Here is a 20,257-nt window from a genome sequence, read left to right on the forward strand (position 1 = left end):
AGGTGCTGCTGTGCCGACTCAGATCCAGCCCCGGCGGCTCGCCTGAATGGCCAGCTGGAACCGGCTGTGAGCGCCGAGCACCTCTTCGAGACGAGCGATCCGCCGGCCGACCGTACGAGCGCTCACGCCCAGATCGCGGGCGATCGCCTCATCGGTGAGACCGGCTGCCAGGTAGGACAGCAACTGCTGTTCGCCCGACCCCGGCCCATCCAACGCGTCGACCACCTGAGACTCCGCCGACAGCGGCACACCCATCTGCCAGAAGACCTCGAAGAGACCGGCCAGCGAGTCGAGCAGACCGGACTCGTGAACGATGATGAGCGACCGCCTCGCCCCTTTCTGCCCCGGAACCGACAGCAGCGCACGCTTGCCGTCGTACAGCATCAGATTGAGCGGCACCTGCGCGAAGACCCGCGCCTGCTCCCCGACCGCGATGCACTGATGAACCGCGGCCAGCCCCTCGAAGTCCTCGAGAACCGAGACGCCGTAGAGCCCGCGCGCTCGCACACCGCGCTCCATCGCCGCAAAGAACCCGACCGCCACACCGGGCCGCGGGATATCCATCCCGGCCTGCACCTTCCGCGGCGAGACGGGCCCGATACACAAACCGTCGACGGTCGAGGCCGTGTCATCCATCAGCTTGATCTCGACGGCCCCACACCGAGCCTCGTCGGTGATGACCTCCACAAAGCTCGACCGATCCCCGGCCTCGCTCCAGATATCGGCGAATACCGACGCGATCTGCCGAGTGGCATCAGCAGCCCGCGCATGCTCAGCCGCCACCTGCTCCAACGGAATCCGCGGCGCAACCGCCTCGATCCCCCCGTCACCCACCTCAAGCAACCCGATCGCGACGAGCACCTGCACCTCATCCGCAGCCACGACCCGGTCAACCCCAGCCCGCTCAGCCAACACCTCCAGACTCGCCCTGCCACCCACCACGGCCGCCCGGTAAAGCGGCTCCGCGACAGCCGAGAGAACAGGTGCTGAGGGCAATTCCATCCCGCCGTCTTACCATCTCCCACGCCCTCCGCGCGAGCATCAGAACCCGTGATCGCCCAATGCTCGCCTGGCAGTCACCGAGCCCACACATACGGTAACCGCAGGCCCAGCAGACGTGCATCTACGCCTCTTAGGCGGCCAAGTCCCGTATTGAATCGCACCCCTAAGCATCATCACGGGGTATGATTTGGTACATGACTCGCTCGCACCAACGACTGGCGAACCTGCCGCCTACGTTCACCACGGCTCGGGCGCGCCAGGACGGCTTGCCGTCACGGGATCTGGCGGCTTTGGTCGGCGAAGGGGTCGTGATCGAACTGTCGCGCGGTGTCTACCGGCGGTCCGACGCCCCTGAGACTGCGCACCTTGATTTGCTGGCCGTGCACAAGCGAGCATCCCACGCGGTCGTCTGCGGCGAGTCCGCATTAGCGCTTCACGATCTGATCGACGACATACCAGCCGCCGTACACGTCGCCGTACCACGTGGCAGCCGCCGTCCAGCGATCTCCTACCCACCCGTCGTCGTCGAGCAGTACGCGGCCAGAACCTTCGACCTCAACATCGAGCAGTACGAGGCGGCGCCAGGAGAGCTCGTGCCGGTCTATGACGCAGCCCGCAGCGTGGTCGATGCCATGCGCCATCGCAATCGCATCGGCCAGACACTCGCCTTGTCAGCGCTCGGCCGTTATCTGCGAAGAAGTCGGCCCGACGGGGTCGGGAACCTTCAACAGATCGCGCGCGAACTGCACGCTCTGTCCGTCATCCGGCCGGCTGTCGAAGCGGTGCTCGCCTGATGATCAATCCAACCCGCGACACCACTGCCGGTCGCATCTACAACGACTTGCGGAACTCAGCACGCCGGCAAACGCGCCACTGACGAAGTCATGGTCGAATACGTCCTCGAACGATTCCTCTATCGACTCGCAACATCTCCAGCAGGCCGCGAACACTTCGTCCTCAAGGGCGGGCTACTCCTGGCGCAGTTCGGCGCTCGCCGAACGACGCGAGACATCGACATTCTCGGGCAGGCTTTCAGCGGCGAGGACACCGAGATCATCCGCCGCGTCAGGGCGATCGCCGCGACCGAATTCGACGACGGCGTCACGTTCGACGGCGCAAGCCTGAGAACCGCGCCGATTCGAGACGACGGCCGCTACCACGGACTACGGCTCGTCATGCCCGCCTCGATCGCCCGTGCACAACTCAAGCTTCAACTCGACGTCAGCATGGGTGATCCCATCACGCCTGAGCCCCAGCTCATCGCATACCAGCAGCTACTCGCGGATGGGACCTTCAGCATCCTCGGCTATCCACTTGCGACCGTCATCGCCGAGAAGCTGTCCACCGCCATCGAACTAGGCGACCTCAACACTCGCGACCGCGACTACGGCGACCTCTACCGCCTGCTACGCGCCAACACCCTCCGCGCCGACGAAGTGTTCACGGCGCTCGAAGCCACAGCAACACACCGCCGCATCACCTTGCGACCACTCAGCTCGAGCATCACCGATCTTCCACACCAGCGACAGTCCTCCTACACCGCATGGCTTCGACGTCAGGGCCCAGCCGCCAGCGGCTACCCAACCAACTTCGCAGCCGCGGTCGCGGTGATCACAGCCTTCGCGGATCCGCTCGTCAGCGGCGAGGCCGGGGGCAAAGAGTGGGATCCTGAAAATGCTCGATGGACCTGACGAGCAGTACTCGGAGGCGCTCGATTCCATGCACACTCGAGTTCGAGACGGACAAGGTAACTGACCCATCGGCCAGATGCTGCTGGCCAAGTCTTCTGGACAAGGCTGAATGACCTCCGTGGCGTACAGGGACGCTACGTCCGTCGGCACCTGTGGACGATGCGCGCACGACTCGCGAGTTGGGGTGCGGCCAACCGTCGAGCACCCATCCGCCGCATCGCCTCAGCCACACCACCCAGGCCCGCGTCAGCTTCCCGCCGAACCGCACCCCCGCGCGGGTTCGGGTGGGCACAACGCTCAAGCTGACTCGCGAGTTCGGGTGGGGCGAACACCTCAGCCGCCGGAGATACCGATTTCCGCGTCGGCCATGTCAGTCCCCAGTCCGTCCGTGTCGTCGAGCCAACCGTGCGGGAGGATGACGTGGTCGCGGGGACTGCCTTGGCGGCCTCGCGGGGAGCCGAGTTCCTGGACCGGGAACGGCGCCGACGGGTCGAGCTGGGAGAGCAGTTCGTCCAGGCGGGCGAGGGAGTCGACCATGCCGAGCGAGGCGCGGAGTTCGCCGCCGGCGGGGAAGCCTTTCAGGTACCACGGGACGTGTTTGCGGAAGTCGCGGAGGCCGCGGTCTTCGCCCATCAGGCCGGCCAGCAGTTCGCCGTGGCGGCGCATCACGGTCGCCACCTCGCCCAGGGTCGGCAGGTTCAGAGCCTCGCCGCCGGCGAAAGCAACCGCGAGATCCCGGAACAGCCAAGGCCGGCCCAGGCAGCCACGACCGACAATCACCCCGGCACAGCCGGTCTCAGCAACCATTCGGAGCGCGTCAGACGCCTCCCAGATATCGCCATTGCCCAGCACCGGGATGTTGACGTGCTCGACCAGCTCGGCGATCTTCGTCCAGTCCGCCTGACCCGAATAAGCCTGCGCCGCAGTACGCCCGTGCAGCCCAATCGCCGCCGCGCCCGACTCCTCGGCGATCCGGCCCGCGTCGAGATAGGTCTGATGCCCGCTGTCGATCCCGATCCGGGTCTTCATCGTCACCGGAATCCCGTACGGCGTAGCCGCCTTCACCGCCGCCTGCAGGATCGCGCCGAGCAGATTCCGCTTCCAGGGAAGGGCTGCGCCGCCACCCTTGCGGGTCACCTTCGGCACCGGGCAGCCGAAGTTCAGGTCGACGTGCGCCACCCCGTACTCCGAGCACAGCAGCTCGACCGCGCGCCCGACATAGACCGGATCGACGCCGTACAACTGCACCGACCGCACGGTCTCGCGCTCATCGAAGGTCAGCATGTCGAGACTCTTCTGATCGCCCTCGACGATCCCGCGCGAGGTGATCATCTCGCAGACGTAGAGCCCGGCGCCCTGCTCGGCACACAGCCGCCGGTACGCCGCGTTGGTGATCCCCGCCATCGGCGCGAGCACCACCGGGGTGTCGATCGTCAGGTTCCCGAGCTTCAGCATGGTCAGGCCTTCGCCACCAGGACTTGACCGTTGCCGGAGATCCGCGCCCGGTAGGGCTGCACCGCGTTCGCCGTGGTCGTCACGTCGCAGGACAGCGCCTCGCCGGCGGGCTTGACGATCGCGACGTCGTCCATCGTGCAGGTGACCTTCGCGGCATCGGGCACCGTCCGCAGGACCGCGTCGACCACCTTCGGCCGAACGATCGCCACCTCGTCGGAGGTGAACTTGTACGACGCGCTGTACTGCTTCGCGTCGACCGTCAAGGTCCCCTGGTACGACTTGCCCGCGTAGGTGACCGTGCAGTCCAGCGTGTGCTTGCCCGCTGTCTCCGCCTTGTCGATGCCCGGACAGTTCACCGTTGTGGTGGCAGCGCGGCCCGCGGTGACCTGCGTCTGCTTCGAGATCGCGAACCGGATCCGCTGGGCCAGCGGCGCATCCGAGGCCGGCTCGCCCTTGACCGACGGGGTCGGCCACGGCTTCGACGGGGTCGGCAGCGGGGTGAGCGACGGCGTCGAAGCGGTCGGGATCGGCGCGGTGGAGCCGGGCGCGGAAGGCGTCGAGCCGGTCGAGCCGGTGGTCGGACTGGACGCGGGCGGGTTGCTCGCGTCCGGCGCGGAGTCCGAGCAACCCGCGACCAGGAACACCAGCAGGGCGCTCAGCCCGAAGACGGCCACGCCGAACTTCGTCCGGCTGGGCGTCAGCAATCCACGCAGCGTCGGTCCGGGCATCGTCAGCAACCCACCAGACGCTGCGCGAGGTAGCCGGTCACCTCGGTCAGCGCGACCCGCTCCTGCTTCATCGAGTCCCGCTCGCGGATCGTCACCGCCTGGTCGTCGAGGGTGTCGAAGTCGACCGTGATGCAGTACGGCGTACCGATCTCGTCCTGGCGGCGGTAGCGCCGGCCGATCGCCCCGGCGTCGTCGAAGTCCACGTTCCAGTTCTGCCGCAGCTCGCCGGCCAGGGCCTTGGCCTTCGGGGACAGGTCCGCGTTGCGGGACAGCGGCAGCACGGCCGCCTTGACCGGCGCCAGCCGCGGGTCGAAGCGCAGTACGGTCCGCTTGTCGACGCCGCCCTTGGCGTTCGGTGCCTCGTCCTCGGTGTAGGCGTCCAGCAGGAAGGCCAGCACGTTGCGGGTCAGGCCGGCGGCCGGCTCGATCACGTACGGCGTCCAGCGCTCGCCCTTCTCCTGGTCGAAGTAGGACAGGTCGACGCCGGAGTGCTTGGAGTGCGTGGACAGGTCGAAGTCGGTCCGGTTCGCGATCCCCTCCAGCTCGTCGAACTCCTTGCCGCCGAAGTGGAACTTGTATTCGATGTCGACGGTCCGCTTGGAGTAGTGGCTGAGCTTCTCCTTCGGGTGCTCGTAGAACCGCATGTTGTCCGGGTTCAGCCCGAGCCCGAGGTACCAGTCCCAGCGGGTCTTCAGCCAGTACTCGTGCCACTCCTCGTCCGCGCCCGGCGGGACGAAGAACTCCATCTCCATCTGCTCGAACTCACGGGTCCGGAAGATGAAGTTGCCGGGGGTGATCTCGTTGCGGAAGCTCTTGCCGACCTGGGCGATCCCGAACGGCGGCTTCTTCCGCGCCGTGCCCATCACGTTGGCGAAGTTGACGAAGATGCCCTGGGCGGTCTCCGGCCGCAGGTAGTGCAGGCCTTCCTCGGACTCGACCGGGCCGAGGTAGGTCTTCAGCAGGCCGTTGAACATCCGCGACTCGGTGAAGGTGCCCTTGTTCCCGCAGTTCGGGCAGGACAGCTCGTCCAGCTTGACCTCGTCGGCGTCCTTGTTCTTCCGCCGGGCGAAATCCTCCCGCAGGTGGTCGTCGCGGTAGCGCTTGTGGCAGGACTGGCACTCGGTCAGCGGGTCGACGAACTCCTGCAGGTGACCGGAGGCCTCCCAGACCCGGGTCGGCAGGATGACCGAGGAGTCCAGCCCGACGATGTCGTCGCGACTGGTCACCATCGAGCGCCACCACTGGGTGCGCACGTTGTTCTTCAGCTCGACGCCGAGCGGTCCGTAGTCCCAGGCCGACTTGGTACCACCGTAGATCTCGCCGCACGGGTAGACGAAGCCTCTCCGCTTACTGAGGCTGACGACGGCATCGACGGTATCCACGGGCACGTTTCGACTCCAGAGTGGTGGTACGGGAAGGGACCAGGTTATCCGGTCAGCGGTGCGGTGAGAATTCACTCAGATCGTCGTAGGCGGACGGTTCGTCGATCGCCTGCGACAGCAGCGGCACGGCCGCCAGCTTGACCTCGTACGGCGACAGCGCGCGCCGGTAGCTGCCGATGTTCAGCCACTCCATGCTCAGCGCCAGCAACTCGGGGTCGTCGGCGTTGCGCCCGGTCCTGGCCGCGACGAAACCCTTCTGCCGCGACAGCACCTCGACGGCGGTCTCCAGCCGGCCGATGAACTCCGGCTGAGCGGCCTCTTCGACCCGGAACCTGATCACCACGAACACTCGCGACAGCGTACGGCGTCGCCCGGGGTCACCGGCCGCTGGCCCTGCTCCGGTGGCCTGGAATGATGGGGGAATGAGCAGCACACCCAGCAGTCAGCCGGTCAGTCCGCTCCGGGCGCGGATCACCAAGGCCAGCTACCCGATCGTCGCCAGGTTGCACGGGATGCCGAAGCTGACGCTGCCGGGGATCACGCTCGTGCTCGTGCTGGTCGGTGTCTTCGCCCCGATCAGCTTCGGCGTACCGGCGCTGGTGCTGCTGGCCCTCCTGCTCGGCTGGCTCGGGTTCCTGTCCTGGCCGGTGGTCGGCAACGGGGCCCGCTTCCTGCGGATCTTCACGGTGCTGGTGATCCTGCTGTTCGCGGTCTCCCGGATCGCCAACCCCTGACCTGACCGGCCACACCTGACCCGGCCGTCCGGTCACCAGTCGTGGACGGTCCCGTCCGCGAGGCGGTTGACCGGCAGGTAGGCCGCGGCGTACGGGTGCGCGGCGGCCAGTTCCTCGTCCAGCTCCACGCCCAGCCCCACCGCCTCGCCGGGATGCAGGTGGCCGTCGGTGAACGTGAACGCGTGCCGGAACACCTCGTCCGTGGCGGCGGTGTAGCCGGCGTACTCCTGGATGCCGAAGTTGTGGATCGCCAGGTCGAGGTGGATCGCGGCGGCCATCCCGACCGGCGAGATGTCCTCGGGTCCGTGGATGGCGCTCTTGATCTGCTGCTGGGCGGCGAAGTCGAACAGCTTCCTGATCGGCGAGACCCCACCGAAGTGCGTGACGGCCGCCCGGACGTAGTCGATCAGCTGCTCGTTGACCAGCGTCCGGAAGTCGTGGACGGTGTTGAAGACCTCACCGATCGCCAGCGGCGTGGTGGTGTGGCTGCGGACCAGGCGCAGGCCCTCCTGGTTCTCGGCGGGTGTGCAGTCCTCGAGCCAGAACAGGTCGTACGGCTCCAGGTCTTTGCCCAGCCGCGCGGCCTGCTGCGGCGTGAGCCGGTGGTGGGCGTCGTGCAGCAGCGGCAGCTCCGGACCGAACTCGTTGCGAACCGCCTCGAAGACGGTCGGCATGTGGCGCAGATAGGCGCCGGTGTCCCAGTCCTCGACCAGCGGCCGCACTCGGCCGTCCGGCGTGGTCTCCGGCCCGCCGCCGACTCCGTACACCCGCTGCAGGCCGGGGATGCCGGTCTGGATCCGGATCGACTGGTACCCCTGCTCCAGCCGCGCCCGGACCGAGTCGAACAGCTCCGGTACGTCGCGCCCGCTGGCGTGACCGTAGGTGCGCACCCGATCGCGGCTGGCCCCACCGAGCAGCTGGTACAGCGGCAGGCCGGCCACCTTGGCCTTGATGTCCCACAACGCCACGTCCACAGCGGCGATCGCCGCCATCGTCACCGGGCCGCGGCGCCAGTAAGCGCCCCGGTAGAGCGACTGCCAGGTGTCCTCGATCCGGTGCGGGTCGAGGCCGATCAGCAGCGGTGCGACGTGGTCACGCAGGTAAGACACCACTGCAAGCTCGCGCCCGTTCAGGGTGGCGTCACCGAGACCGGTCACGCCGTCGTCGGTGGTGAGTTTCAGCGTGACGAAGTTGCGGCCCGGGCTGGTGACGACGACGGACGCGTCCACGATCTTCATGGCGGCACTCTAGAAGACCGGTTGCTCAGAGCCCCGAGAGCTGCTTCAGCTGGCCCGCGCGGGTGGTGATGATCGAGGCCGCCAGCTTCTTCGCCGCGGGGTCGCTGCCTTCGGTGGTGATGCTCTTGGCCAGCACGATCGACTGGTCGAGGTGCTCCTTGAGGTTCTTCTCGAAGAGCGGATCGAAGGCGGGCCCGGTGGTCTTCGCCAGGGTGGCGACCTCCGGCTCGGTCATCATGCCGGGCATGTCGTGACCCTTGTGCGGGTTGCGGACCGGCAGCCGGGAGCGAGTGCGCAGCTCGACGAACTGGGCCAGCTCGGTCCGGTGCCCGGCGGCCAGCTCCGACGCGAACTTCTTCGTCGCGGGACTGGTGGCCTGCTTCTCGGCGATCCGCAGGACCTGCAGGAGTTGCTCGTCCATCGGGATCGCGAGCTCGATCCAGGCCAGGTCGGTCGCGTTGAACGACGGGTCGATGTCCCAGGACGTACTGGTCGCCGGGGTCGGCACCGGGGCCGAGGTCGGAGCGGCCGGCGGTGGCGCCGAGCCGGCGGCGGACGAGCCGCATCCGGTCAGGGCGGCCAGCAGCAGGACGCAGGGCAGCAGGCGGGACGGCGCACCACGAGTCAGGGCCTTCATGAACGAACTCCTCGAAAAACGGGGGCGGTGGAGAGCTCCTCGAAAGCGGTCACACCAGTTAAGCAGAGATCTGTCGTAAAGGAAGGGCAGCCGGGCGGGTCCTGGGACGTGGACCCGCCCGGCCGATCGGAGGGAACTACCTGGCGGAGTACCGCGGGTTACGGGTGACCGTTCGCCCCGCACTTGATGATCGGGCGGATGCAGTCGTTGACGCGGCGCTCCATCTCGGCCACCGGCCAGGCGTTGAAGAAGTCGCCGTGCATGGTGAAGCCACCGCCCGAGGAGAGCCGGAAGCCGGCCGTCGAGCCGTTCACCGGGTACCGCAGGACCTGCCGCAGCTTCGGCACCGGCACCGGGTGGGTGGCCGGGCAGCCGCCGTTGACCGGGTAGGACATGTGGCTCTTGTGGTCCGGCGAGTCCAGATCGCGCCCGTTCCAGCACTGCGGGAAGTCCAGGTAGGACTCCAGCATCGTGCCGGCCGGGCAGGTGACGAAGTCGTGCCCGGAGCCGGCGTCACCGGCGTGCAGGCAGGACCACCGCGAGATCGTGTTGTCGCCCGGCCCGGTGGCCTTCGCGTTGCCGGCCACGATCCGCAGCCCGAACGGCAGCGGCTGGGTCCGGGCGATGACGTCGTCGCGCACGCCCTCACCCAGGTAGTAGAAGGTCGTCCCGGTCGGTTCGACCGGCTGGTTGTTCACCAGCAGGGTGGGCACCCAGTACGACGACTTGTCCTCGGCCGGGTTGCACGAGGTCGGCGAGTTGACCAGATCGTCCACCGTGGTGTGCGCGTTCGTCACGGTCGCACCGAAGAAGCTGTGCAGGTGCGAGGCGCCCGGCAGGTTCGGGAACACGATCGGGTCGTCCGGCAGCCGGTGCGTGAACGGGCAGTCCGCCAGGAACTCGGCCACCCGCACGATCGGGCCACCGCCACCCGGCGTACCGCCGTACACCTGGAACTCGAACAGCGAGGCGCCCCACTGGGTCGCACGCTGGGTGACCAGCACCCGGACGTACCGGCCGTTGCCGTTGACAACGAGACTCTGCTCGCCGCCGGTGCCGTTCGTGGTGGTCTGGATCGTGGTCCAGCTACTGCCGTTGCCGGAGGTCTGGATCTGGAAACCCCGTGCGTACGCCGCTTCCCAACGCAGTACGACGCGGTTGACGGCCTGCGCGGATCCCAGGTCGACCTGGAGCCACTGGTTGTCGGCGAACCCGCTGGCCCAGCGAGTGCCGTTGTTGCCGTCCACCGCTGCCGCGGCCGGGAAGGCGGCGCTCTCCACCGAAGAGGCGAGCACCGGCTTTCCCTGTGACAGCAGGGTTTCCGCAGCCTGCGCGGGCCGGCTGGCGACCACCAGGTAAGCACCGAGCAGGGCGAGCAGAGCGACGGTCAGGGTGCCGATCCTGAACCGCTTGCGCGCGATCATCGGTACACCCGCACGTAGTCGACGAGCATCTTGGCCGGGAACGGCGTACTGGCGTCGGGCGGGCCGGGCCAGTCACCGCCGACCGCGAGGTTGAGGATGATGTAGAACGGGTGGTCGAAGATCCACGGACCGCGGGTCGCCTCCACCTGAGCCTTGTCCAGGGTGAAGACCGTCCGGCCGTCGAGGGTGTAGACGATGCCCTTGCTGTCCCAGGCGGCCGCCCAGGTGTGGAAGTCGTCGGAGTAGTCGGCGCCGTTCGGCAACGTGTACGAACCGCCGATCCCGCCACCGCCGTTGTAGGCCGGCGCGTGCACCGTCGAGTACGCCGTCTTCACGTCCTTGCCGAGCACCTCGAGGATGTCGATCTCACCGTTGTAGGGCCACGGGCGGCCGGTCAGGAAGTCCGCGCCCATCATCCAGAAGGCCGGCCACAGTCCGTTGCCCTTCGGGATCTTCACCCGGGCCTCGATCTTGCCGTAGGTGGTGGTGAACTTGCCGCCGGTGTTCATCCGGTGCGACGTGTACTGGCAGGTGCCGCTGCCGGTCAGCGGGTCGGTCGGACAGGCCGAGCCGGGGGTGGCCTGCTTGCGGGCCTCCATCACCAGGTTGCCGTTGCCGTCCATCGAGGCGTTGTCGTTGTTGGTGTAGTACTCGAGTTCGTTGTTCGGACCGGTGCCGGGGTCGATCGTCCACTTGGCCGCGTCGGGCTTGCTGCCCGCCGCGCCGTTGAACTCGTCGGACCAGATCAGCTGCGGCGGGTTCGCCGGGTCGGCCGGCGGGGCAGGCGGCGTGATCGGCGCGCCACCGGTGCCGTAGACCTGGAACTCCCACAGCGAGTACCCGTACGGCGTGTTGCGCTGGGTCCCGTACATCCGGACGTAGCGGCCGGAGCCGGTGACGTTCAGCGTCTCCTTGAACCCCGGACCGGCGGTGCTGGTGTAGATCGGGGTCCAGTTGACGTTGTCGCCGGAAACCTGGATCTGGTACGACTTCGCCGAGGCGGGATCCCACTGCAGGATCACCTTGTCGATCTGGGCGGTCGCGCCGAGGTCGACGGAGATCCAGCCCGGGTCGACCCAGCCGCTGTCGGTCGTGGTCGCCCAGCGACTGGCCGGGTCGAGGTCGAACGCGCGGGCCGGCGTGCACTCCCAGCAGTTGTTGTCGTGCTGCTGCGACGAGGCCGCGCCGGTCTTGCCGTAGGAGAGCAGTTTGCTGCCGGGGCCGGGGCCTGCTCCCGGCGTACCGAAGACCTTGAACTCCCACAGCGAGTAGCCCCACTGGGTCGTGCGCTGGGTGCCGAGCATCCGGACGTAGCGGCCGGAGCCGGAGACGGTCAGGGTCTGGTTGCCACCGGTGCTGGTGGTGGTCGTGTAGATCGAGTTCCAGTTGGTGCCGTCGGCGGAGACCTGGATCTGGAAGGCCTTCGCGGCGGCCGTCTCCCAGTTGAGCTGGACCTGGTTGACGGTGGCGGTCTGACCGAGGTCGACCTGGATCCACTGCGGGTCGGCGTGCGCGCTCGACCAGCGGGTGCCCGCGTCGCCGTCGACCGCCGAGGCCGCCGTGAAGACGGTGTTCTCGGCGGACGAGGCGGTGGCGGTCTTGCCTTGGGAGAGCAGGGTGTCGGCTGCGTCGGCTGGCTGGCTGACCAGCAGGGCCAGGACCAGGCTCGCGGCCACCGCGAGACCGGTGACGAGCTTCGCGCGCTGGGCCGGACGGGTTCTGCCGAGTCGAAAGGAGGGCGGGGAAAGGGCGGACATGGCGACTCCTGGGGCGGGACGAGAAAGAACCGGGGGAACGTTCCCTAAGCCTGAGAAAACCGTGCTCAGGGAACGGTGTCAAGACCTCGTGGTCACTTGCCCGCAACCTGCGCGAAACATCGGCCGACCTTGACAAGGTTCCGGAACCGCCGGGATCCTCAGTCGTGGGGAACGCTCCCCTGGCCGGCCGAGTCTGAGGGGGAAGCACGTGCGACGACCGACGCTGCACGCCGTCGCGGCCCGGGCCGGGGTCTCGAAGTCGAGCGTCTCCCGGGTGATCAACGGCGAGCCCACGGTCGCGCCGGAGATCCGCCAGATCGTGATGGCTGCGGTGACCGAGCTCGGCTACGTGCCGAACGGCGCGGCCCGCAACCTGGTCACCCAGAAGACCAACACGGTCGCCATCATCGTCTCCGACCCACCGGCCGGGCTGGTCTCCGACGACCCGATGTTCGCGATGGTCGTCCGGGCGGCCTCACGGGCGCTGGAGGCAGCCGGCAAACAGGTCTCGCTCGTGCTGGCCGGCTCCGACGAGAGCCGGCTGCGGGTCGAGAAGTACCTCGCCGGCGGTCACGTCGACGGCGCGATGCTGGTGTCGATGGACGGCTCCGACCCGTTGCCCGCCGTGCTGGCGCGGACCGGCCTACCGATCGTCTCCCACGGCCGGCTCGCGACGCCCGGCCTGATGCCGTGCGTCGACAACGACAATCTCGGCGGCGCCACCAAGGCCGTGCAGCACCTGCTCGGCCAGGGCCGGCAGCGGATCGCCACCATCTCCGGTCCACTCGACATGCGGGCGGCGCAGGAGCGGCTGAACGGCTACCGGCAGTGCCTCCAGGAGACCGACCGTCGCTCGATCGTTGCCCTGGGCGACTTCACCCGGATCTCCGGCGCGGAGGCGATGCGCCAGCTGCTGCGTGACGATCCGCAGCTCGACGCCGTCTTCGCCGCCAACGACCTGATGGCGATCGGCGCGCTCCGCACCCTGCGCGAAGCCGGCCGCCGGGTGCCCGACGATGTGGCGGTGGTCGGCTTCGACGACATCGAGGCCGCGCTCTACACCGCTCCCCCGCTGACCACGGTCCGCAGCCCGATGGGTGAGCAGGCGGCCCGGACGGTCCGCCTGCTGCTCGACCTGCTCGCCGACGGCCACGCCGACTCGGTCATCCTGCCGACCGAGATCGTCATCCGCGAGTCCGCCTAGGGTGTGTCTCCTAATTCCCGCCGTAGCGAGCAGGTGCTCGGTGCGGTAGCTCGGCGTGCTGGAGTGAAGGCCTCGATGCTTTTCCATCGTGGTCTTTGCTCCAGTGCGTCGAGGTGCCGTGCCGAGTGCCGCGCAGTAGGCGGGAATTAGGAGACACACCCTAGTCCTCTCCTGCTCTCAGAATCAGATCCCGTACGCCGGTCGCCTCGATCCGTCCCGCCGGAGCCAGCTGTGGATCGCTGCTGAGGAAGACCGGACCATCCTCCGGCGAAGCGGGCAGGCGGCCGTGGGACCCGCGCACGATCGACGGGTCGAGCGGAACCACCGACATCGCGTAGCGCAGTCCGAGCTTCTTCTTCAGCAGGTACGACGCCGCCCGCGGCTTCACCCACCGGTCGGCCGGATCGAAGAACAGCTCGGCCGGGTCGTAGCCGGGTTTGCGGTGGATCTCCACTCCCCTGGCGAAGTCCGGCGCACGCTCGTCGTCGAGCCAGTAGTAGTAGGTGAACCACGAGTCGGGCTCCGCCACCGCGACCAGCTCACCGGCTCGCTCGTGATCCAGCCCGTACTTTTGCTTGCCCTGGGCATCGAGTACCTCGGCCACCCCTGGCAATCCGTCGAGAAGCTTGCGGACGGCGTCCACCTCGGCCGGATCCTTGACGTACACGTGAGCCAGCTGATGATCCGCGACCGCGAAGGCACGCGACGTCCACGGATCGAGGTACTCCATCCCGTCCTGGGTGTGCACCTCCAGCAGCCCTTCCGCGCGCAGCAACCGGTTGAGGTCGACCGGCCGCGACACGTCGGTGATCCCGTACTCCGACAGCACGATCACCGTCGCCCCCTTGGCCTCGGCATCGTCCAGCAACGGAGCCAGTACGGCGTCCAGCGCGATCGCGGCCCGGGTCGCCTCGACCGACGAGGCGCCGTACCGCTGCAGGTCGTAGTCGAGGTGCGGGACATAGGTGAGCAGCAGGTCCGGGTCGTCCTCGGCAAGGATCTGCCGGGACGCGGCAACGATCCACTCGCTCGACCTGATCGATGCCGTCGGCCCCCAGTAGTGGAAGAGCGGGAAGTCGCCGAGCTTGCCGGTCAGCCGGTCGTGCAGCTCGACCGGCCGGGTGTAGCAGTCCGGCGCCTTGCGGCCGTCGGCGTAGTAGATCGGTCGCGGCGTGACCAGCAGATCGGTCTCCGCGCCCATCGCGTACCACCAGCAGACGTTCGCGACCTTGTACCGCGGGTTGTTGCGGCGGGCAACGTCCCAGACCTTCTCCCCCTGGACGAGCTGGTTGTGCTGACGCCAGAGGAAGACCTCGCCGAGCTCGCGGAAGTACCAGCCGTTGCCGACGATGCCGTGCTCCTTCGGCAGCGTGCCGGTGAGGAAGGTGGCCTGGGCCGAGCAAGTGACCGCCGGCAGCACGGTGCCCAGCTCGCGGTTCAGCGGCAGTTGCCGCAGCCTGGGCATCCTGCGCAGCAGCCGAGGGGTGAGACCGACGACGTCGATGACCACGACCTGCTTGCTCATTTGATCTCCTCCAGACCGAGGCCGACCAGGCGGTCGCGCAGCCAGGCGAGCTCTCCGGCGATGCCTTCGGCCAGCTCACGCTGGTTCTTGGGTGCGGTCGGCAGCACGGACCAGGTGTAGGTCTCGGACTCCAGATGGTGGGTCAGCGGACGGACACCGCCGACGAGGTGCTGCAGGCTCTCCTCGAGGACCCCGGTGGTGCTGGTCAGCGGCGGGCGCGGCGCGGCGTGCACGGGAACGTGGAAGTGCACTCGCCAGGACGCCCGCCCGGACAGCTGGTCGATCAGGTCGAGATCGTCGATCCCGGGGCCGCCGTACTCGCGGGTCTGGTGCAGGAACTTCGGCTCGGCGAACTCGTTCAGCAGTTCGAGCGCGACCGGATCGTCGGGGTGCGGAACGTGCAGGGCGGCCGAGACCTGGCTCTTGACCACCTCCACGCCGGCCCGCCGCAGGGTGGCGAACGCTTCGGCAGGCTCCTCGAACTGGACCGCGAGGTGGCAGGTGTCGAGACACAGGCCGACCAGCGACTGCGCGGCGTACGGGGTGAGCCAGTCGGCGGCCTGCGGGATCATCTCGAGGATGCAGCCGGGTTCTGGTTCGATCGCGACCCGGATGCGGCGGCCGGTGGACTCCTGGGATCTGGCGAGGCGCAGTTCGAGACGGTTGAAGGCCTCCCGGGCCTGAGCGTCACGGGTCCGGTTCCACGGCGTACGCCAGGCCAGTGGCAAGGTCGAGATCGATCCGTACGCCGCGTCGGCGGGCATCAGTTCGGCGAGCACGTCCACCAGATCGAGGGTGTACTGGAGCCTGGCCGGCTCGGTCCAGTCCGGTGAGTAGACCTTTTTGCCGACCACGCGATCGTGGAAACCGGCGTACGGGAAGCCGTTCAGGGTGACGACTTCGAGGCCGTTGCGGTCGAGCGCGCGGCGCAGCCGGTTGAGGGCGACGGACGAGTTGGCCAGCCGGTCGGCCAGGGTGTTGGCCAGCCAGAGGCCGACGCCGAGGACCGGGACGCCGAGTTCCTCGCGGACGAGCGCGGAGCAGCCGTCGAGCTGGGCGATGACGCCTTCGAGATCCTCGGCCGGGTGGACGTTGGTGCAGTAGGCGAGGTGGACGACCGAGCCGTCGGGATGGCGGAACCTCATGGTCTGGCCCCTCGCAGGATCGAGTTGCCCGCGAACGTGTCCGGCGGGCTGCTCTCGCCGAGCTCCAGTCGTTGCGACTGGCCGTAGAAGGCGACCGGGTTGCGCCACAGGACCTGGTCGACGTCGTCGTCGGTGAACCCCGCGGCGAGCATCGCCCGACCGGTCGCGTAGGTCCGCAACGGATCGGACTTCCCCCAGTCGGCGGCCGAGTTGACCAGCACCCGGTCGGTGCCGAACTGCTGCAGGATCGCCACCATCCGGCCGGGGTCCATCTTGGTGTCGGGGTAGATCGAGAAGCCCATCCAGCAGCCGGAGTCGGCGACCTCCTTGACCGTCACCTCGTTGAGGTGGTCCACCACCACCAGGTGCGGTGCGACGCCGGACTCCTTCACCACGTCGAGCGTGCGCGTCGTACCGGCGCCCTTGTCGCGATGCGGGGTGTGGACCAGGACGGGCAGCTCGAACTGCCGGGCCAGGTCGAGCTGGTGGGCGAAGACCTCGTCCTCCTCCGGCGTCATCGAGTCGTAGCCGACCTCGCCGACCGCGACCACCCCGTCCTTGGCGAGGTAGCGCGGCAGCACTTCCAGCACCTCACGGCAGCGCGGGTCGTTGGCCTCCTTCGGGTTGAGCGCGATCGTGCAGTGGTGCTTGATCCCGTACTGCGCCGCGCGGAACGGCTCCCAGCCGATCAACGCGTCGAAGTAGTCGACGAACGAGCCGACGCTGGTCCGCGGCTGCCCCAGCCAGAACGCGGGCTCCACCAGGGCCTGCACTCCGTGGGCCGCCATCGCGGCGTAGTCGTCGGTGGTCCGCGACGTCATGTGGATGTGCGGATCGAAGATGCGCATGTTGACCTCTCAGGGCGGGCTGGTGAGGTACGCCTCCAAGTCGGCGGGGAGGTCCCGGCCGGCTGCGCTCCGTTCGGTGGCGAAATCGGACATCATCCGGATCAGTTCCTGATCCACCCGCTTCGGCAGGCCGTCGACCACGGCCAGCGGGATGTCGGCGAACACGCACTTCAGTACTGCCTGGCGGAAGGCGTGTGGAGGGAGGTGCTCGGTGGCGTAGGGCCCGAGGGCGGCCGCGATCAGCCGCCGGTCGTTGGTGCGGATCGCGTCCTCGATGATCGGGACCGCTTGGTCCTGCAACGCTTCCGCGAGGTCGGGGACCGAGAGGGCGTGCAGAACGGCGAGCTTCTCGGCCGCATCGCCGTACCGGTAGACCTCGAGGATGTCGGTCGCCGAGGCGCCGACGAGCAGCAGCGCTCGGGCCGCCTGGTCGGTGGTCCAGGCCGGGCTCAGCCGCTCGCGACCGACCTTGCGAGCTGCTGCGGGGAAAGCTGAGGCCAGCGGCTCCCGGCGTGCGTCCGCAAGCCAAGCACGCGCTGCCGCGGGCAGCAGCTCCTCCAACAGCTCTGCCCGCATCATGCTGACGCCTTGCGCAGGAACTCGATCGACTCTCTGGCGACCGTCGGGGCGGCATGCGAGTGGCGTGGGAGCTCCACCGCCACCAGACCTTGGTAGCCGATCTCGCGCAGAGCCTGGAAGACCGGCGGGAAGTCGACCTCACCGGTGCCGAACTCGAGATGTTCGTGCACCCCACGACGCATGTCGTCGATCTGGACGTTGACCAGGTACTGCGCCGCGGCGGCGATGCAGGCGGGTGGGGACTGGGGCTCGTTGCAGACCAGGTGACCGATGTCGAGCGTGAGGCCGAGCGTCTCGCTGCCGACCTCGGCCTGGAGCTTGAGGTAGCCGGCCAGATCGTCGACGAGCATGCCGGGCTCCGGCTCGAGACCGAGCCGCACACCGCGGTCGGCGGCGTACGCGACGAGTTGCTCGCAGCCGGCCACCAGACGCTGCCAGCCGAGCTCGGGTGAGACGCCGGACGGAAGATTGCCGGACCAGAAGGAGACCGCGTCGGCATTCAGGTCGGCGGCCACCTCGACGGCGCGTTCCAGCAGGGCGATCCGCCACTCCGCGCCGGTGGTGTGCAGCAGGGTCGGCTCGTGCTTGCGATACGGATCGAGCACGTACCGGGCGCCGGTCTCGACCACCACCGAAAGGTTGCGCTCGGCAAGCATTCTGCCGACCTCGGCGGTGCGCTGCCGCAGCTCCGGCCCGAACGGATCCAGATGGTTGTGGTCGAGCGTCAACGCGACCCCGTCGTACCCGAGGTCGGCGATCACCGCCAGCGCCTCCGGCAGCCGGTGATTGGCGAATCCGTTGGTCCCGTAACCAAGTCTCATGTCGGCGAGATCCTTCGTGCCAGCGCCTTGGCGAGCGGCAACGCGACCGTCAGCCCGGCGCCCAGCAGCGGCTTGCCGCCTCTGGCACACCAGGCCGCCTGCAACGGCACCAACCCGTGAATCCCTGCTCCTACTGCCTTTCGCACGTTCTGCGCGCTCGGCTCCTGAGCTGCAGCTACCTGAGCCCGTCCCACGGACCACGCGTACAAACCGGCCAACGCCGCCGCGTTGCCTGTGGATGTTGCTGGGCTCGACCTGCGGTGGCCGGCTGTCGCCGTGGTGATCGCAGCAGTGGCCGCTAGTGCGGCTCGGGAAGCAGCAGGGGTGCTGCCGTGTACTTCGCCCCGGGAGATGAGAGTGGTGGTGAGGATGTGGGTGCCTATGGCCAGTGCCGGCCGTACGGCGGAGCGTCGGCTGGAGCCGGCGCCGACCAGCACGTCCAGGGCTCGGGCCGTCGCCATGACGAACGGGCCGGCCGGGGTGTTCTTGGCGGCTAAGTCGTAGGTCCAGGCAGTGGCTGCCAGGACCGCCGAGGTGCGGAGGGTGGAGCGTCCTCCGGCGAGGGCTGAGAGGGCCAGGCCGGTAGCAGTGAGACCCGAGGCGAGGGCGAGCGCAGTACGCGGGGTGACTCGGCCGGAGGGGATGGGGCGCTCGGGCCGCTCGACTGCGTCCAGGTCTCGATCGGACCAGTCGTTGAGCGCCATGCCGGCCCAGTAGATGGCTATCGAGGAGGCAGCGAGACCAGCCAGGCGGGCCGGCCGGAGATTGCCTGCGGCTACTGCGCCGGCGAGGACGTCGCCTGGAACGGTGAGCGCGGCCGGAGCCCGGACCAGTTCGGCCAGGTCGGCGAGTCGAGTACGGCGTACCGGTTGCTTCAGCATTCGCGGACCCACCGCACCAGTTCGTCGTACTGGCGGACCAGCGAGTGTTCCGCCGACTCGATCGGGTCCTTGAAGTAGAAGCCGAGGAACGGCATCGCGCCGACGTGTTCGCGTTCGAGGGCCAGTGCCGACAGCCGGGCCAGGTCGAGCACCAGCGGAGCGGCCAGCGCGGAGTCGCAGCCCTGCCAGGTGAACTGCAGCGTCATCCGTACGCCGAGGAAGCCCGAGAACAGCACGTGATCCCAGGCCGTCTTCCAGTCGCCCATCGGGTCCACGTAGTCGATGTGCACCTCCCCCGCGACGTCGCCGATCAGCTCGGTGAGTCCACGCTCCTTGGAGATGCTCTTCGATTCGGCCGCCCGCGGATCGGCCAGCGTGGCGCCGTCACCGCCGCCGAGCAGGTTCGTCCCGGACCAGGCGTGCACCGGCAGAGCGCGGGCCGCGAACATCGGCGCGAGCACGCTCTTCACCAGCGTCTCGCCCGTTTTCGCGTCCTGCCCGCCGTACGGCAGGCCTTTCTCCACCGCCCAGTCCCGCACAACCGCCGGCCGGATCGAGGGAGACGGCGTGAAGTCCACGTACGCCGCGCCCGCCTCGAACGCGGCCAGCGCGCCGAGCACACTGGCCGGCACCACGTCGCTGCCGTCGAGCGCCGCCCGCAACTCGGCCACCCCGGCAAAATCCATCGCGTACGGCGCTTCGGTGGAAGCCACGTTGATCGCCACCACGTGATCCAGGTCGTTCCGCAACCGGAAGGCTCGGATGTCCTCGGCCATCCGCTGCACCAGCGCCCGCTGCGGAGCAGCCGGCTCGCTCCGCCCGCGGCCTGGCAGCAGCACGATGTTCCGGTCGGCTTCCGCCAGTTCGGCTGCTATCAAGCGGTCGAGGCCCGGTGGGAGCACTCCACCGGCCATCAACTGCTCGACGCGCTTCGTCAGCGGCGTCTCGACCACGTCGTGGCCACCGAAGACCAGGTGGTCGAGCGGGACCAGACCGGCGTCAGCGAAGGCGGGGAGCTCGGTCACCACCCCGGCGGGCGGGCTGCCGTGGTTCAGAGCGGCCGCGCCGGCGATCGTCGTCGTGGCGACCGATCCTCTTGCTCCGAACAGCCAGACACCAACGCGTCGACACATCGCGGCTCCTCACGAGTCCAGCCACGGAAGGTGATCTGGGACGGACGATCCGTGACAGATCGGAACTCTAGAT

The 20,257-nt window shown here is 68.5% G+C and carries 20 protein-coding genes; 4 read left to right on the top strand and 16 right to left on the bottom strand.

Annotated elements, in window-relative coordinates; genetic code table 11:
- Nucleotides 1-18 precede the first annotated feature (18 nt).
- A complete protein-coding gene (locus tag OX958_RS24150; RefSeq protein WP_270131606.1) occupies nucleotides 19-1,002 on the bottom strand; it encodes a helix-turn-helix transcriptional regulator in 984 nt (327 codons plus the stop codon).
- Between the two features lie 194 nt (nucleotides 1,003-1,196).
- Here OX958_RS24150 and OX958_RS24155 point away from each other — a divergent pair, with 194 nt between their 5' ends.
- Entirely contained in the window at nucleotides 1,197-1,796 is a 600-nt protein-coding gene (locus tag OX958_RS24155) for a type IV toxin-antitoxin system AbiEi family antitoxin domain-containing protein (protein ID WP_270131608.1), read from the top strand.
- A gap of 90 nt (nucleotides 1,797-1,886) precedes the next feature.
- Complete coding sequence (locus OX958_RS24160; protein ID WP_270131610.1) at nucleotides 1,887-2,693, top strand: nucleotidyl transferase AbiEii/AbiGii toxin family protein; 807 nt, start codon at nucleotides 1,887-1,889, stop codon at nucleotides 2,691-2,693.
- 333 nt (nucleotides 2,694-3,026) lie between these two features.
- On the opposite strand, the gene dusB is transcribed toward OX958_RS24160, so the two are convergent.
- The 4 genes from dusB to OX958_RS24180 are packed head-to-tail and all read right to left on the bottom strand — an operon-like array spanning nucleotide 3,027 to nucleotide 6,607.
- Nucleotides 3,027-4,148 carry a tRNA dihydrouridine synthase DusB gene (dusB, locus tag OX958_RS24165; RefSeq protein WP_270131612.1) on the bottom strand — a complete coding sequence of 374 codons (1,122 nt, stop codon included), beginning with the start codon at nucleotides 4,146-4,148 and terminating at the stop codon, nucleotides 3,027-3,029.
- 2 nt (nucleotides 4,149-4,150) lie between these two features.
- Nucleotides 4,151-4,876, bottom strand: coding sequence for a hypothetical protein (locus tag OX958_RS24170; protein ID WP_270131614.1), 726 nt, complete (start codon nucleotides 4,874-4,876; stop codon nucleotides 4,151-4,153).
- Between the two features lie 2 nt (nucleotides 4,877-4,878).
- Nucleotides 4,879-6,264: a glycine--tRNA ligase gene (locus OX958_RS24175; RefSeq protein ID WP_270131616.1), complete on the bottom strand. Its 1,386-nt coding sequence runs from the start codon at nucleotides 6,262-6,264 to the stop codon at nucleotides 4,879-4,881.
- Between the two features lie 46 nt (nucleotides 6,265-6,310).
- Complete coding sequence (locus OX958_RS24180; RefSeq protein WP_270131618.1) at nucleotides 6,311-6,607, bottom strand: antibiotic biosynthesis monooxygenase family protein; 297 nt, start codon at nucleotides 6,605-6,607, stop codon at nucleotides 6,311-6,313.
- 73 nt (nucleotides 6,608-6,680) lie between these two features.
- Between OX958_RS24180 and OX958_RS24185 the strand changes: the two genes are divergently transcribed.
- A complete protein-coding gene (locus OX958_RS24185) occupies nucleotides 6,681-6,992 on the top strand; it encodes a DUF6703 family protein (protein WP_270131620.1) in 312 nt (103 codons plus the stop codon).
- A gap of 32 nt (nucleotides 6,993-7,024) precedes the next feature.
- On the opposite strand, the gene manD is transcribed toward OX958_RS24185, so the two are convergent.
- The 4 genes from manD to OX958_RS24205 form a co-directional block, all read right to left on the bottom strand.
- Nucleotides 7,025-8,230, bottom strand: coding sequence for a D-mannonate dehydratase ManD (gene manD, locus OX958_RS24190; RefSeq protein ID WP_270131621.1), 1,206 nt, complete (start codon nucleotides 8,228-8,230; stop codon nucleotides 7,025-7,027).
- A gap of 25 nt (nucleotides 8,231-8,255) precedes the next feature.
- Nucleotides 8,256-8,867 carry a DUF305 domain-containing protein gene (locus OX958_RS24195; protein ID WP_270131623.1) on the bottom strand — a complete coding sequence of 204 codons (612 nt, stop codon included), beginning with the start codon at nucleotides 8,865-8,867 and terminating at the stop codon, nucleotides 8,256-8,258.
- A 158-nt stretch (nucleotides 8,868-9,025) separates the two neighbouring features.
- Complete coding sequence (locus OX958_RS24200; RefSeq protein ID WP_270131625.1) at nucleotides 9,026-10,291, bottom strand: DUF1996 domain-containing protein; 1,266 nt, start codon at nucleotides 10,289-10,291, stop codon at nucleotides 9,026-9,028.
- Nucleotides 10,288-12,048 carry a discoidin domain-containing protein gene (locus OX958_RS24205; RefSeq protein ID WP_270131627.1) on the bottom strand — a complete coding sequence of 587 codons (1,761 nt, stop codon included), beginning with the start codon at nucleotides 12,046-12,048 and terminating at the stop codon, nucleotides 10,288-10,290. Before OX958_RS24205 ends, OX958_RS24200 begins: the two co-directional genes overlap by 4 nt.
- 208 nt (nucleotides 12,049-12,256) lie before the next feature.
- Here OX958_RS24205 and OX958_RS24210 point away from each other — a divergent pair, with 208 nt between their 5' ends.
- Entirely contained in the window at nucleotides 12,257-13,252 is a 996-nt protein-coding gene (locus OX958_RS24210) for a LacI family DNA-binding transcriptional regulator (protein WP_270131629.1), read from the top strand.
- A gap of 160 nt (nucleotides 13,253-13,412) precedes the next feature.
- Here the strand turns inward: OX958_RS24210 and OX958_RS24215 are convergent, their stop codons facing one another.
- From OX958_RS24215 to OX958_RS24245, 7 genes are read right to left on the bottom strand one after another with little or no spacing between them, the layout of a single operon-like run.
- A complete protein-coding gene (locus OX958_RS24215; protein ID WP_270131631.1) occupies nucleotides 13,413-14,777 on the bottom strand; it encodes an alkaline phosphatase family protein in 1,365 nt (454 codons plus the stop codon).
- A complete protein-coding gene (gene eboE / locus OX958_RS24220; protein WP_270131632.1) occupies nucleotides 14,774-15,922 on the bottom strand; it encodes a metabolite traffic protein EboE in 1,149 nt (382 codons plus the stop codon). The genes OX958_RS24215 and eboE overlap by 4 nt, the downstream gene beginning before the upstream one ends.
- Nucleotides 15,919-16,770 carry a TatD family hydrolase gene (locus OX958_RS24225; protein WP_270131634.1) on the bottom strand — a complete coding sequence of 284 codons (852 nt, stop codon included), beginning with the start codon at nucleotides 16,768-16,770 and terminating at the stop codon, nucleotides 15,919-15,921. Before OX958_RS24225 ends, eboE begins: the two co-directional genes overlap by 4 nt.
- A 9-nt stretch (nucleotides 16,771-16,779) precedes the next feature.
- Complete coding sequence (locus OX958_RS24230; protein ID WP_270131635.1) at nucleotides 16,780-17,349, bottom strand: EboA domain-containing protein; 570 nt, start codon at nucleotides 17,347-17,349, stop codon at nucleotides 16,780-16,782.
- Complete coding sequence (locus tag OX958_RS24235) at nucleotides 17,346-18,170, bottom strand: sugar phosphate isomerase/epimerase family protein (RefSeq protein ID WP_270131636.1); 825 nt, start codon at nucleotides 18,168-18,170, stop codon at nucleotides 17,346-17,348. Before OX958_RS24235 ends, OX958_RS24230 begins: the two co-directional genes overlap by 4 nt.
- Nucleotides 18,167-19,051: an SCO3242 family prenyltransferase gene (locus tag OX958_RS24240; protein ID WP_270131638.1), complete on the bottom strand. Its 885-nt coding sequence runs from the start codon at nucleotides 19,049-19,051 to the stop codon at nucleotides 18,167-18,169. Before OX958_RS24240 ends, OX958_RS24235 begins: the two co-directional genes overlap by 4 nt.
- A complete protein-coding gene (locus OX958_RS24245; protein ID WP_270131640.1) occupies nucleotides 19,045-20,184 on the bottom strand; it encodes an inositol-3-phosphate synthase in 1,140 nt (379 codons plus the stop codon). Before OX958_RS24245 ends, OX958_RS24240 begins: the two co-directional genes overlap by 7 nt.
- Between the last annotated feature and the right edge of the window lie 73 nt (nucleotides 20,185-20,257).

Source organism: Kribbella sp. CA-293567, assembly GCF_027627575.1.
In the GTDB taxonomy this organism is placed as follows: domain Bacteria; phylum Actinomycetota; class Actinomycetes; order Propionibacteriales; family Kribbellaceae; genus Kribbella.